The 14,743-nt window shown below is 40.4% G+C and carries 11 protein-coding genes and 1 other annotated feature; of the genes, 10 read left to right on the forward strand and 1 reads right to left on the reverse strand.

What is annotated here, in order from left to right:
- Positions 1 to 49: 49 nt before the first annotated feature.
- The 4 genes from BMX21_RS00895 to BMX21_RS00910 all read left to right on the forward strand — a co-directional run bounded on the left by BMX21_RS00895 (position 50) and on the right by BMX21_RS00910 (position 2,870).
- Positions 50 to 1,411, forward strand: coding sequence for an alpha/beta hydrolase family protein (locus tag BMX21_RS00895; RefSeq protein WP_092040163.1), 1,362 nt, complete (start codon positions 50 to 52; stop codon positions 1,409 to 1,411).
- Between the two features lie 5 nt (positions 1,412 to 1,416).
- Entirely contained in the window at positions 1,417 to 1,854 is a 438-nt protein-coding gene (locus tag BMX21_RS00900; RefSeq protein WP_027218558.1) for a LytTR family DNA-binding domain-containing protein, read from the forward strand.
- Positions 1,855 to 1,937: 83 nt separating this feature from the next.
- Positions 1,938 to 2,381 carry a DUF3021 family protein gene (locus BMX21_RS00905; RefSeq protein WP_092040167.1) on the forward strand — a complete coding sequence of 148 codons (444 nt, stop codon included), beginning with the start codon at positions 1,938 to 1,940 and terminating at the stop codon, positions 2,379 to 2,381.
- 54 nt (positions 2,382 to 2,435) lie between these two features.
- Positions 2,436 to 2,870 (forward strand): hypothetical protein, encoded by a 435-nt coding sequence (locus tag BMX21_RS00910; protein WP_092040171.1) that lies wholly within the window; start codon positions 2,436 to 2,438, stop codon positions 2,868 to 2,870.
- Positions 2,871 to 2,986: 116 nt separating this feature from the next.
- On the opposite strand, the gene BMX21_RS00915 is transcribed toward BMX21_RS00910, so the two are convergent.
- Positions 2,987 to 3,529, reverse strand: a complete 543-nt coding sequence (locus BMX21_RS00915; protein ID WP_092040174.1) for a VanZ family protein — start codon at positions 3,527 to 3,529, stop codon at positions 2,987 to 2,989.
- Positions 3,530 to 3,904: 375 nt separating this feature from the next.
- Positions 3,905 to 4,215 (forward strand) — a binding site (T-box leader).
- A gap of 105 nt (positions 4,216 to 4,320) precedes the next feature.
- Between BMX21_RS00915 and tyrS the strand changes: the two genes are divergently transcribed.
- From tyrS to BMX21_RS00950, 6 genes are all read left to right on the forward strand, one after another.
- Positions 4,321 to 5,544 (forward strand): tyrosine--tRNA ligase, encoded by a 1,224-nt coding sequence (tyrS, locus tag BMX21_RS00925; protein ID WP_022756080.1) that lies wholly within the window; start codon positions 4,321 to 4,323, stop codon positions 5,542 to 5,544.
- A gap of 173 nt (positions 5,545 to 5,717) precedes the next feature.
- Positions 5,718 to 7,544: a DUF3298 and DUF4163 domain-containing protein gene (locus BMX21_RS00930; RefSeq protein ID WP_092040180.1), complete on the forward strand. Its 1,827-nt coding sequence runs from the start codon at positions 5,718 to 5,720 to the stop codon at positions 7,542 to 7,544.
- A 568-nt stretch (positions 7,545 to 8,112) separates the two neighbouring features.
- Positions 8,113 to 10,134, forward strand: coding sequence for a serine hydrolase domain-containing protein (locus BMX21_RS00935; RefSeq protein WP_092040184.1), 2,022 nt, complete (start codon positions 8,113 to 8,115; stop codon positions 10,132 to 10,134).
- A gap of 222 nt (positions 10,135 to 10,356) precedes the next feature.
- Positions 10,357 to 12,291, forward strand: coding sequence for an ABC-F family ATP-binding cassette domain-containing protein (locus tag BMX21_RS00940; RefSeq protein WP_092040188.1), 1,935 nt, complete (start codon positions 10,357 to 10,359; stop codon positions 12,289 to 12,291).
- 145 nt (positions 12,292 to 12,436) lie between these two features.
- Positions 12,437 to 13,273, forward strand: coding sequence for a purine-nucleoside phosphorylase (locus tag BMX21_RS00945; protein WP_022759035.1), 837 nt, complete (start codon positions 12,437 to 12,439; stop codon positions 13,271 to 13,273).
- Between the two features lie 137 nt (positions 13,274 to 13,410).
- Complete coding sequence (locus BMX21_RS00950; protein ID WP_242952838.1) at positions 13,411 to 14,712, forward strand: amidohydrolase family protein; 1,302 nt, start codon at positions 13,411 to 13,413, stop codon at positions 14,710 to 14,712.
- Positions 14,713 to 14,743 lie beyond the last annotated feature (31 nt).

Consider the following 14,743-nt stretch of genomic DNA (forward strand, 5'->3'; position numbering starts at 1 on the left):
TGTGCCGGATTTATAGTCGATTTATAAAACAGAAAGGCGGTAAAAAACAATGGCAACTATTTTATTACTTATCATACTTGTTATCGAAATCGGCTTTACAGTATCAGAGTTTTTAAGAAAACCCTTAAAGAAAGAATGGATCTCCAGAAGGCTCCTGCTGTGTATTGCAGAAATGGCATTTTTGCTTCTTTTGCTCCTCCCTGGAACGGGATTATCCATAAGGTACAAGGGACTTGCAGGTCTTCTGGTCATAAGGCTTATAATTGCACTAATTTCATTTTTAGTGGGTCGTAAAAACGAAAAGCCTAAAAAGCGTGTTACAATAGTATTATCTTGTATAGGTGGAATTATCATTTTTGCAATGAGTATGCTGCCTGCATTTGTTATAAGGGATTATAACGGTAGGGAGACGACAGGAGAGTATGAATTTGCAGAGGCTCAGGCGATACTTATTGATGAAAACAGAGTAGAGACCTTTGAAAACGATGGCTCTTATCGTGAAGTTCCGGTTCATTTTTATTTTCCAAAGAACATAGATGATTTTAAGGAAGACAGCCTTCCTCTCGTAATATTCAGCCACGGCGCTTTTGGTTATTATCAGAGTAACAGCTCTACTTATATGGAGCTTGCAAGCCACGGATATGTTGTAGTAAGTCTTGACCACCCGTATCATTCTTTTTTCACAAAAGATTCTTCAGGTAAGACAATTACAGTTGATTCGGAGTTTTTTAATACAGCTCTTAATATTGGCAGTAGCGATGTTCCGGAATCAGAGATCTATGACATTACATCTAAGTGGATGGATCTTCGCATAGCTGACATGAATTTTGTAATAGATGAGCTTAAGGAAGCTGGAAATAGCGAAGCTTTGTCAGACGCATGGTTTTATGATGAGAAGGATAAAGGCATCATCGAATCTGTTATTGAAGCAACTGGCTTTGATAAAATAGGTCTGATGGGACATTCACTTGGTGGTGCAACTGCTGTTACGGTGGGAAGAAGAGATGATATATCTGCAGTTATAGATATTGACGGAACGATGCTTGGCGAAGAAACAGGCGTAGAAAACGGAGTAGTTACGATAAATGATGAGCCTTATCGGACACCTCTTCTTGCAATAGATAATGAGGAGCATCATAAGAGCGAAATCGAGGCAGTAAAGAACTCGTATGCATATGCCAATAATGTTGTTTTGCAAAACGCGACCTGCGGATATGAAACGTACTTTAAGAACGCAGGACATATGAATTTTACAGATCTTCCGCTTATATCTCCATTCCTTGCAGATATGCTTGGTACAGGAAGTGTGGATGCGGGAGAGTGTATTGATACCATGAACAGCATCATCTTAAGATTCTATGACTGCTATCTAAAAAACGAAGGAGAATTCTCTGTTGAAGAGAGTTACTGAATGTAGTGGAGATTAAAGTAAAAGAGATACTGAGCCAGGAAACTGAATATATCGAGATCGGATGCCACAAGCGCGATTCCAGGGTAGAAGAGATCATCCGTTTTGTTAAGCTCCATCAAGGCACTATTGAAGCCACAAAGCAGGAAAAACAGTATCAGATTCCGCTTTCTGAAATCTATTATATCGAAGCTGTGGATGACAAGACTTTCATTTATCTGTCTAAGAGCTGTTATGAATCTCATAAGCGCTTGTATGAATTCGAAGAGCTTCTTGCAGATAGAAGCTTTGCCAGGATCTCTAAGTCGGTTGTTGTGAATCTTATGAAAATAACATCGATAAAACCGGCACTTAATGGCAGGTTCTTATGTCAGCTTAAGAATAATGAAAACGTTATCATTTCAAGAAAATATGTGGCGGAGATTAAAGAAAGGCTCCGAGGATGACATGAATTTAGGTTCTTGCGGATTCCTGAGGATGGCAATCATAAAGATATTATAGGTATAGGGAATTAATTCGAGGATTGTTTATGAAGGAACGAATAAGAGATATATTGAATAGTTTTTTTATAACGGTGACTTTAATTAACTTAGCAATGCTTATATTGGGAAAACTCCTTGAGCCGGAGCAAGTCTTTGGGTATGAAGCGTTTATGTATCCGCTTATCTATGGGCTTATTGGGACGATTCCAAGTATTGTGATAAGAGATAAGAAAGAGTTATCGGTTAAGCAGGAGCTGATACGCAAAGTGATGAATATGCTTCTTATCATTGTGCTTATGCTTGCGTTTATGTTTGGAGGAAGAGAGATTACATCAGAGCTGATCGCGGCAGCAGTGGGAGTTGCAATAAGTATAGTAATAATATTTGTACTGGTTAATCTCATAATCTGGTGGTTTGACTTAAAGACCGCTAAAGATATGACGGAAGATCTTCTCATGTACCAGGAAAAACAAGAAAACGCAATCAGATAAATTTGAGACGTTCAGACTTTTTGAAGAAGACCTGACTCCTTTTTGCGAAAGAGCATGGGGAGAAGACTGTCAGAACTTATGGAGAAGTGCACTGAGCTTAGGGATTATGCTATATTGATATCAAGAATCAGAAGTAACTGTCAAAATGGTATGGTACTTGGAGATGCGATTGATAAGGCAATAGATGATTGCATCAAAGAAGGCATTATGAAGGAAATTCTGGAAGCTCATAGAATGGAGGCGAAGGAAATGCTGTTTACTGAATATAACGAAGAAGCACATATCAATCATGTTAAAGAATCGTCATATGAACAAGGACGCGAAGAAGAACGTGATCAGGCTATCCTCATTTTTATAGAAGATAAGCTGGAAGATAACATCTCTGTAGAAATTATCGAGAATAAGCTAAATAAGAGATATGATCTTTCAAGTGACAAGGCAAAAGAGTACATAGAACGCGCTAGTGCTATAATGAAAGAAAAAAAGTAGTAAAAGAGATCAATGCCACAGTTTCTGATCTTCAATAATTGAATCGAAGGAATTAACAATAATCTCGAACGAAAAGAAGCCATCCATTTGGATGACTTCTTTTTTAAATAACGATTTTATAAAGCCTGGTCTGGCGTAATCTTATATTTGGGTTTATGGATTATCGGGTGCTTTTTAATATAATAAAATGTACAGATAAGAGTTGCGGCAGTAACATAACCAACAGCGTCAAGCACCAGATCATGCACATCAAAGTGACGGAATACTATGAAGGTTTTATGAACCTGATCGCAGAAACTTGCAAATGCACATATACCAATAGAATATAAAAATATAATTTTGGTAGACGAGTTGCTGTTTCTGAGTTTCTTACCAACAGGAGAGGTAATGATCATAAGCGTCATTACAAGACCAAGAGCACCGAACTCATAGACGTGTGCCATTTTCCTTGCACTGTTAAGCCCAAGAGACAGCCATACGACATTGTGATAGTGCTTTGGAAATAGCTCAGGAAAAAGAGATACGACCAGCTTTTGTGTGCTTAACGTATCAGCTCCACTTTGCCTTGTAAGGTGTATGATAATTGCTATTACTGTAGCGGAAAGAAAAGATAATACCAAAAAAGATAAATCAATACTTCTACCCGTGTTATTCTTCATAGTCAGTTACCCCTTTTTACGAAGGAATTTTTGTTACCTGTAACACGCTTTTTGCTTGTTTTTGTAACTTTTAATAATCATCCTTGAATTAATTTTATCTTTATAACGTAAACCTAAAATAAAGCAATTTTTGCGATTGTTTGAACAATATATGTACACGAAATACCGATAATTATATAACCATAACCAAAATGCCGCATTGGTCATGATGATCGTCTGACAAGAAGAAAATACTGTTTTTTACAGTTATGATCATATGTTTTTTCCTATAATGAATTGTTGAAATACCTAAAAACATTTTTATGATAAATTGTGACGACATGAGAAGCTTTTTGGACTTGACTTTATTTGATCTATTTCTTAAAATATGTAAAAGTAAATGCATTGATCGGAATAAGTAGTTGAATGTACAAGCTACAGAGAGTGGCCGTTTGGTGAGAGGCGCAGCAACTGGCATTTGATGAATACCTCCGTGAGCAGCTTCCCGGAAACAATCAGATGATTTGTGAACATTTTTTGATTGAAAGTAGGGGAAGACGGAAATCCAACCGTTACAGTGGAAGGGTCTTCATTTTTAGATGAATCCGTAGAGATTTCATCTGTAAGGATGAGTACCTGCTGAGGCATAAGGCGTGAGTCTTATGTGAATAAAGGTGGTAACACGGAAGAATATATCCGTCCTTTGTAGCTGATAACAGCGCAAGGGGCTTTTTTTATGCCATTTATATTAATAATAAGCCCTAAAGCGCGAATAAATTGATATGGCACAATATGTGCAGAAAGGTTGAGAAATGGGAGTTTATGAAGAACTCGAGGCAAGAGGCCTTCTTGCCCAGGTAACAGATGGAGAGAAGATAAGAGAGCTTATCAACAGTGGTAAGGCTACATTCTACATTGGCTTTGACTGTACAGCAGATTCACTTACAGCTGGTCACTTTATGGCACTTACACTTATGAAGAGACTTCAGATGGCAGGTAACAAGCCGATCGCGCTTATCGGCGGCGGTACAACAATGATCGGTGATCCATCAGGACGTACAGATATGCGTAAGATGCTTACAAGAGAAGACATCGACCACAACGCAGAGTGCTTCAAGAAGCAGATGGAGAAGTTCATCGATTTCTCTGATGGCAAGGCACTTATGGTCAACAACGCTGACTGGCTCTTAAAGCTCAACTACGTAGATCTTCTTCGTGAGGTTGGTGCATGCTTCTCAGTTAACAACATGCTCAGAGCAGAGTGCTACAAGCAGCGTATGGAGAAGGGTCTGTCATTCCTTGAATTCAACTACATGATCATGCAGTCTTACGACTTCTATCACATGTTCCAGGAGTACGATTGTAACCTTGAGTTTGGTGGAGACGATCAGTGGTCTAATATGCTTGGTGGTACAGAGCTTATCCGTCGTAAGCTTGGTAAGGATGCTCATGCTATGACTATCACACTTCTTACTGACTCTCAGGGCAAGAAAATGGGTAAGACAGCAGGAAACGCTGTATGGCTTGATCCTAAGAAGACATCACCATACGATTTCTACCAGTACTGGAGAAATGTTGGCGATGCTGATGTTATCAAGTGCATCAGAATGCTTACATTCCTTCCTCTTGAGCAGATCGATGAGATGGCTACATGGAAGGATGCTAAGCTCAATGAAGCCAAAGAGATCCTTGCATATGAGCTTACAAACATGGTTCATGGCGAGGAAGAAGCTAAAAAGGCTCAGGAAGCTTCCAAAGCACTCTTTGCAGGCGGCGGTGACTCTGCAAATGTTCCTTCTGTAGCTCTTAAGGAAGAAGATTTCAGAGATGGCAAGGTTGATATCCTTCAGGTACTCGTATCTGCAGGTCTTTGCGCTACAAGATCAGAAGCAAGACGTAATGTTCAGCAGGGCGGCGTAACTGTAGCAGATGAGAAGGTAACTGACGTTGCTACTACATATGACAAAGAGTTCTTTGCTGGAGACGGTGTAATGGTTCGTCGTGGTAAGAAGGCATTCAAGAAGGTTACACTTTGAACCTGATATAAGGAAAAAAGTAAAAGACCAAGTAAAAGACAAAGAAAAAGACAAAGAAAAAGCAGTACATTTTTAGTGCTGCTTTTTTCTTTGAAGGTAATATCATGATGCAAAAGCATATCATGCCAGAATATCTCATTCGTTTATTACAAACGAGCGAGCTGGCATAGCAGATGAAAACGGAACTTTATTATGAGGGACTACTTAGGATGAGAAAAAGACTTAATAAACATATAAAAAAGATCGTAGCACCTGTTTTTGCAGCGGCGCTTCTGGCAGGCTGCTCTATGCCAGACATGTCTTTGACTAAAGACTTTTTTGAAGGTGATTCTGAAGAAATGATAGGAGATGCCGGAGAGAGCCTGTCAGCTGATGAGAATATAGATGCCACAAAAGAAGATAAGGGTACATCTTCAGATTCTTCTGCAGATGCCAGCACTGTGGCAGATGAAGATAGTGATACAGATGATAACAAAGTGCCAGTCACAGATATAGCTGATATTCCTATATATAAGGTCATAGGCCGATATGACACAAGACGCTCAGATGATGACAATAAGACACTTCTTCTGACAACCAGCTTTAGCTCAGTCATGATAATTGATGATTATAAAGACGAGTATCCAAAGCTTTACGAAGTCTTAAGGCAGAGGGCTGATGAGGGGCTTGAGACATACACATCTGATAGTGAATCCATGTATAGCGAGGCTACAGAGCACTATGAAAGCATAAAAGATAGCGAATCACCTTATAATGAGGATGAATTCCCTTCATATTATAACGATGCCTGCGATAAAGTAACAAGATCTGACTCCAGGATATTAAGTATTGTTAGTGAAAATGATTCATATGCAGGCGGTGCGCACCCTTATCATTATATGGTAGGTGTGAGCTTCATTGTGGCAACCGGTGAGACTATCGCACTTTCTGATGTGCTGACAGTATCAGAGGATGAGTTCAAAAAAGAGCTTAAAGGAAGGCTTGAACAGCAGTTTGAAGAAAGAGAATCGACTTTTGTAAATCCGGATGATTATTTAAGTCATTACAAATTCAGCCCGGATCCTGACAAGATGGATGACTATACAGGCGAAGACTATGAAACAGACTTTAATTTTTATTTTGCCTATGATGGTGTTCATGTATTCTTTAATGCATATGATATAGCCAGCTATGCTGAAGGCTCTTTTGATGTGTGCTTTTCTTATGATGAGAGCCTTATAAATGATGATTATAAGCTTGTTGATGGTACAGGTTATATGGAACCGGATGATATTGCAAGCTATAAGGATGCTACTTATAAGGGTGCAGATGAGATGCATTTTGAATATGAAGACGAAGGCGGTACCTATTCATCATCACTTACTCTGGTAAACGGCGATAGTAGGGATACTTTGGATGTAGATGTAGATCCAACTATTCTGGAACATGGAGTATATCATGTGTATACAGGTGATGGCAGAGAGTATATCTATGCAATGTGTGATGATGTAAACGATCTGGAAGTTTTTGCAGTCTTTGATATTACAGGTGGTAAGGTCAAGGCTGTAGACTGCTTTTATCGTGACGGAGTATGGATTGATATAGACGGCGACTATGAAGGCTCCGCTATCTGGAACAATCCTGAGAAAATTCTCCTTACGCAATGCGGAGTTGGACTTGGAACTTTCACCTATCTGACCATATGTCATGTAGGCGATGATGGAATGCCTGTTACGGATGATGAAGCATATGAGATAGATGATGTTGTATCAGATGAGATAACAGTTACTATGGCAGTTCCAGCCAATATAGTTGAAAATGGCGAGGATACAGGAAAAGAAACCACTATCCCTGTAGGTACCGTAGTAGTACCTATAAGATGCGATGATAACTCTTATATAGATGTAGAAGCAGATGACGGTACTATATACAGAATCTATTTTTCATCACTTGAGTATCCTGGCTATATAAACAATAAAGAAGTAACAGAATACTTTTCAGGAATCGTGTATGTAGGATAAAGCATTCTGCTAAAGTATATAACTGAACTTCCCGCTTAGACGGGCCGGCATCCCCAAAGTCTTTGTATGGGCAGGCAGTATATAAATCATTTCCACGCTGTTAATCATTTTATGAATTCATGGCATGATATCTGTAGCTTTTTATTCTGGGGTCCAAACTCGCTTCGCTCAGACAGGTGGACCCCTGGCAGAATAAAAAACCACAGCTATCACGCTCATGAATTCTATAAAACAATTAAAAAGCGTGGAAATGATTTATATACTGCCTGCCCCTGCAAAGACTTTGGGGATGCCGGCCCGTCCAAGTTGGAAGTTTTAGTACTTATACAAAGCCATGTTCGTATAAAAATTGTAAATTGTGTTATCATGAAATGAGAAACTTTTGGACATTATACTATAGATATTATAGCGACAATCAGGTAGAAGCTGTTTATATAATCCTCAGGCGTAATCCGTACGAGGAGTGCCCAGGGGCGCAGCCCCTACGACGAGAGACAAGGTAGCCTGAGGATTATATAAACAGCTTCTACCTTAAGTTATCGAAACAACTAAAGCGGAGGTACACATCATGGCACTTTCATCGGATCTTTATGTTGGAGAACTTCTTATGCGCCTTGTCGGTCATCAGACAGGCGAGATCAGCAAAGTTGATTATAAACCGCAAAAACCGGCTTTTTATAAAGAGCCTCAAGAAGGCGAGACATTCCTTGAAAGAGCAACACCTGAGTCTCAGGGCGTTTCATCAAGGTGGGTCAAGGACCTTTTTGAAGCACTTCATGAATGCCCCAAGGCCAATATGCACAAGATAATGGTGATGCGACATGGCAAGGTTATAGGCGAGACTGCATTTGCTCCATATGATCTTGATTACTGGCATATCGTCCACTCCCTGTCCAAGTCTGTAACAGGCATGGCTATAGGTATCCTCATAGGCGAAGGCAAGTTAAACATCACAGATAAACTTATAGACCTTATTCCTGACAAAAAAACTCTTAATTCCATGCTGCGTCTTCGTGATGTGACTATAGAACATCTACTGTCCATGACCAGCGGCGTTCAGTTCAATGAAGCGGGCGCTATCTCAGGTAATGACTGGGTCAAGGGATTTATGGACTCTGGCACATCTTTTGCTCCGGGCAAGGAGTTTAGCTACAATTCCATGAACTCATACATGCTCTCAGCGGTAGTTACTGCCATAACAGGTCAGAGCCTTTTTGATTTTGTCAAAGAAAGAATCTTTGATCCCATGGGCATTAAGCGAGTATTCTGGGAAGCATGTCCCAAAGGCATCACCAAAGGCGGCTGGGGCCTATTCCTTCGAATAGAAGATATGTGCAAATTAGGCCAGCTCTACCTCCAAAAAGGCATGTGGGAAGGTAAACAGCTGGTTCCTGAAGGCTGGGTTGTGGCATCTACTACCAAGCATGCCACAACTGACATCCCTGATGCACCCGGCTATGGCTATCACTTGTGGCTTTTAAACAGCAGGGAAGGTTCGTATATCTTCAACGGAATGCTGGGACAAAATGTCTATATATTCCCGGATATCGACATGGTCCTTGCTGTTAATGCAGGCAATAACGAAGTGTTCCAGACTGGTGCTATGACAGATATCCTCTATGAGAAGATGAGAGATATTGAGGTTTCAGATGAGCCTTTATCAGAAGATCCCATGACTACCAGATTCCTTGATAAGACTATAGACCGCATTATGGAAAAAGAGGTTCCGGGTAAGCTCATACTCCGAGGTGGGTGGAACAGAAGGTCCGATGCCTATGATAATCAACAGGACAAGATCATGAGAATCAGAACCCTTTATGGAAGTTATTATGATCTTGGCGATAGCGGAATAGGTATCTTCCCACTTATGATGCAGATAACACACAACAATTTTACAGATGGTATTACAAAGATTGGATTTGTACCTGTAGACAGAAAGAGGTTCGGCGTTCAGATCTATGAAGGTGATCAGATCTATACACTTTTATGCGGCGCTGACATGTATGAGAACAAGGTTTCTTTTAATATACACGGTGAAGTGTATGATGCGGTAGTTAAGACAAGGCTTTCGACTGATGAATACAACAGAATGGCGATAATGCTAAGGATCTTTTTCTTAGAAGAGACCAGTGAAAGGCGTATTAACATTTACCTTGGAAGTAAGTATGATCAGGAGGACACAAGAGGATTTAGAGGCAGCAATATACCTGATGGAATCGATGTCCATTTTAATGAATATCCCGGCAATAACCTCTTGTCAGGGGCTCTGTCTACGATCACCAGCAGCAAGGGAATTCAAGGCATGATCATGAACAAGCTTGACGAGTTTGGTGCGTCATTCCTTGTAGGAAAGACAATACATTATACGATCAATCCCAGAGTCCACGGATTTCTTATAAAAGAAGAGGACAATGGCGTAGTGGGAAGTGGTGATAACGAGGATGATATTAAAAAGGATAATGAAGAAATCGTAAATATTAATATAAATGTAGGTGATTCAGATAAGAGTAGTGGAGTTAAGGGTATTGTAGTTAAGGATACCGCAGATAAGGACATTGCAGATAAAAATACTACAAACAAAGACTCTTAATATAAAGACGCTGAAGACAAAATATAAGTTGTAATAACCCAAAGTGCAGAAGATGGCGCATATGCGTCTGCAAATAAGCGTTATAACGATTTGCCAGATTGCAAGATGCGCAGAATTGTTATCTATAGTAAAATAAAAAGATGTTTGAATAAGTGATTAAAACCAACCACTTGGAGCGAAGTTTGAGCTGGTTTTGAAAGTTTTTTAGGAGTGTATTTTTAGATGAATTTATTATCCATGAAAGATGTCTCTAAGGCATTTACAGATAAAGTGCTGCTTGACGGGGCATCATTTGGAATTGACGAGGGTGACCGAATCGGTATCATCGGTATCAATGGAACCGGTAAGTCCACGCTCCTTCGTCTTATAGCCGGACAGGTGGAAGAGGACTCCGGAGAAATCGTTAAGGGTAACAACGTAGTCATTTCCTATCTTCCTCAGAATCCTGAATTTGATATGGACTATACCCTTTATGAATATGTTGTGTCCCAGAACGTTGCAAGAAGGCATCCTCAAGACCCATTTGAAGCCAAGGAATTTGAAGCTCAGATAGAAGGCGAAGCCAAGAAGATCCTCAACATCCTTGGATTTAATGATATAGGTCAAAAAGTCTCCAAACTATCCGGTGGCCAGAGGAAAAAGGCTGCGCTTTGCGCACGTCTTCTTGAAAACAGCGACATTCTTCTTCTGGACGAGCCTACAAACCATCTGGACAACGCCATGAACGAGTGGCTACAGACCTATCTTGAGAATTACAGGGGTGCTCTTGTTATGGTAACTCACGATAGGTATTTCCTTGATCTTGTCTGCAACAAGATAGTAGAAGTCGATCAGGGAAGACTATATACCTATGATACCAACTATGAAGGTTACCTTGAGCTTCGTGCTCAGCGCATAGAATCTGCGCTTTCGACTCAGGACAAGCATGCCAATATTCTGAGAAAAGAAATTGCGTGGATGAGGCGAGGCGCCCGTGCCCGTTCCACCAAACAAAAAGCCCATATAAAGCGTTATGAGGCTCTTCGCGATGAAGAAAAGCTCAAATTTGATGGTGATGTTGAGATATCTGCAATCTCTTCAAGACTTGGAAAAAAGACTATTGAACTCTATAACATAGGTAAGAGCTATGGTGGCAGGACTTTGATCAAAGACTTCACCTTTACATTTATAAGAGATGACCGTATAGGTATCCTGGGTCCAAATGGCTGCGGTAAGACAACTCTTATGAAGATGATAGTAGGCAGCATCCCTCCTGATAGCGGTCATATCGAGATCGGAGAGACTGTCAAGATTGGCTACTACGCTCAGGAAGCCGATACCATGGACGATAATCAGAGAGTTATAGACTATGTCAAGGATACTGCAGAGTATATAAAGACTGATGATGGCTATATCTCAGCATCCCAGATGTGTGAGAAGTTCCTGTTCGAAGGTAGCCTTCAGTATCAGCCGATAGGTAAGCTCTCAGGAGGAGAGAAAAGAAGACTGTATCTTTGTAAAGTTCTTATGGAGGCACCTAATGTTCTGATACTGGATGAGCCTACCAATGATCTTGATATCAAGACATTGCAGATACTTGAAGACTATCTTGATTCTTTTCCCGGAATAGTAATTGCAGTATCTCATGACAGATACTTTCTGGACAGAGTCGGAAGACGCATGCTGACATTTGATTCATATGGCGGCATTCATTTGTACAACGGATCCTATACAGAGTTCTTCGAAACTCATAAGGAAGGTGTTGACGGAAGCTTGTCCTGGGATTTTGCAGACGATACTACAGGCGCTTCCGGCAAAAACAAGAGCTCATCAGGTTCTAATTCAACTGCAGCTTCAGGAGCATCACTAAATAACGGTCAAGACATTCCTTGTGGAGGATCCCAGCCTTCATCAAATGATGGCAGAGGCAGTCATAAATTGAAATTCAGCTATAAAGAACAAAAGGAATATGAGACAATAGAAGATGACATAGCAAAGTCTGAAGAAAAAATTGCTGGGTTTGAAGAAGATATACTTGCAAATGCAACTGACTTTGGTAAGCTCAGAGAACTTGGTGAGAAAAAAGAAGCAGAGGAAAAAAGACTGGAAGAGCTTATGGAAAGATATGTCTATCTTGAAGAAAAAGCTGAAGAGATCGCTAAGCAGAACAAGGAGTAAATGATTTATATACTGCCTGCCACTGTAAAGAGGCTGGATATGCCGGTCAGTCCAAGTGGGAGCTTAGGGTATATAATAAATTGTGATCAGATATATATGATAATAGATATAGAATCAATCAAACTGATTCAGAAAGAGGTGGATTATGACAAATACTCAGATTTTTGAAAAGGTTGAAAAATGTACACAGGCAGTCAGGGCAAAGACAGATTTCGTTCCTAAGGTAGCTCTTACACTTGGATCAGGTCTTGGCGACTATGCCAAAAATATAGATATAATAGCGGAAGTATCATACTCAGAGATTGAAGGATTCCCTGTATCGACGGTTCCGGGACATGACGGCAAGTTCATATTTGGATACGTTGGTAAGACTCCTGTTGTATGTATGAAAGGAAGAGTACACTATTACGAAGGATATCCTATTTCTGATGTAGTTCTTCCTGCAAGAGTCATGAAGCAGCTTGGAGCACAGATCCTATTCCTTACTAATGCAAGCGGCGGTGTTAACTACCATTTCAGCGCAGGAGATCTGATGCTCATTACAGATCATATCAGCTGTTTTGCTCCCAATCCTCTTATGGGACCAAACGATGACAGACTTGGATTAAGGTTCCCTGATATGAGCAGTGTATATGACAAGGATCTTCAGGATATTCTCAAAAAGACTGCTATCGAGAACAAGATCGATCTCAAGGAAGGTATCTATTGCCAGCTTACAGGTCCTTCATTTGAATCACCTGCTGAGATTCGCATGCTCAGAACTCTTGGAGTTGATGCTGTTGGTATGAGCACAGTTGTAGAAGCAATCGCAGCTAATCACATGGGCATGAAGATCTGCGGCGTATCCTGCATCAGTAATCTTGCAGCAGGTATGAGCCAGAATCCTCTTAATCATGAAGAGGTTCAGGAGGCAGCAGATATGGCAGCTCCAAGATTTGCAAAGCTTGTAACAGAGGCTGTTAAGCAGTTTGGAGATCTTTGATCAGAGGTTTTTTAAGTTTGAAAGTGTTTCACTTTCAAACCCAAATTGGTGTCGCGAGCTCCACCAATTTGAACCATTAGTCACTCGCTTTGCTCGCGACATGAGGTTAAAAATGACGCTTTCGGGAGGAACATAAAGTGAACATCAGGTTTTACAATGCCAGGATCCTCACTATGGAGGAGGATAAGCCTGTATTTGAAGGTGAAGTATGGGTTAACGCAGACAAGATATCTTTTGTCGGAACTGATAATGAAGCTGCAAAAGCCAATATCTATAAGCATTTTGATCGTGAGATAGACTGCAAGAAGAATCTTCTCATGCCGGGATTTAAGAATGCACATACTCATAGTGCTATGACACTTATGAGATCGCTTGCTGATGACCTTCCAACACAGAAATGGCTTAATGATCAGATATTCCCTGTTGAGGCTCATATGACGGGAGAAGATATATATTCTCTTACCAAGCTTGCAATACTTGAATATCTTACAAGCGGCATCACATCTATTTTTGACATGTATCTGACACCGGATACAATAGCAAGAGCCTGCAGAGAAGCCGGTATGAGGTGTGTACAGGTTGGCTGTGTTAACAATTTCTCACAGTCTTTAGAGCTTGTAGAGAGGATGTACAATGAGCTTAATACAGAAGATGATCCTCTTAATTCATATTTTATGGGAATCCATGCAGAATATACCTGTTCACCTGAGCTTCTGACAAAATTCTCAGATCTTGTTCATAAGTACAAGGCACCTGTTTTTACCCATATAGCTGAGACCAAGGCAGAGACAGATGGCTGCATAGAGCGCTATGGCATGAGTCCTGTCAAGTACCTTTCATCAATGGGACTTTTTGATTTTGGAGGTGGCGGTTACCATCTTGTTCATGTCAATGAAGAAGATATGCAGATCCTTAAGTCCAGGAATATGTATGTTGTTACTAATCCTGGATCTAATGTCAAGCTTGCTTCAGGTATCGCACCGATATCTGATTATCTAAGACATGGAATACCTGTTGCTCTTGGAACAGATGGCCCAGCTTCTAACAACTGTCTGGACTTTTTCAGAGAGATGTTCCTTGTTACAGGTCTTGCCAAGCTTCGCTGCAATGATGCTTCTGCAATAGATGCAAATGAAGTTCTCAAGATGGCTACAGTTAACGGGGCTCATGCTATGGGACTTAATGACTGCGATACACTTACACTTGGTAAGCAGGCAGATATCATCATGATAGATCTTGATCAGCCCAACATGCAGCCTATTAACAATATCTGCAAGAATATCATATATAGCGGCAGCAAGCAGAATATTAAGATGACCATGATCGCCGGAGTTATAAGATATGAAGACGGCAGGTTCAATATAGGCGTAGATCCTCATGATCTGTACCTTGAAGCAGAGAATATCAAGGCCAGGATCAGGCACGAACTTGGAAGATGAGCTATAAAAAAAGATGCAAAGCGGAATTATA

This window comes from Butyrivibrio sp. TB, assembly GCF_900110805.1.
Classification (GTDB): Bacteria; Bacillota; Clostridia; order Lachnospirales; family Lachnospiraceae; genus Butyrivibrio; species Butyrivibrio fibrisolvens_C.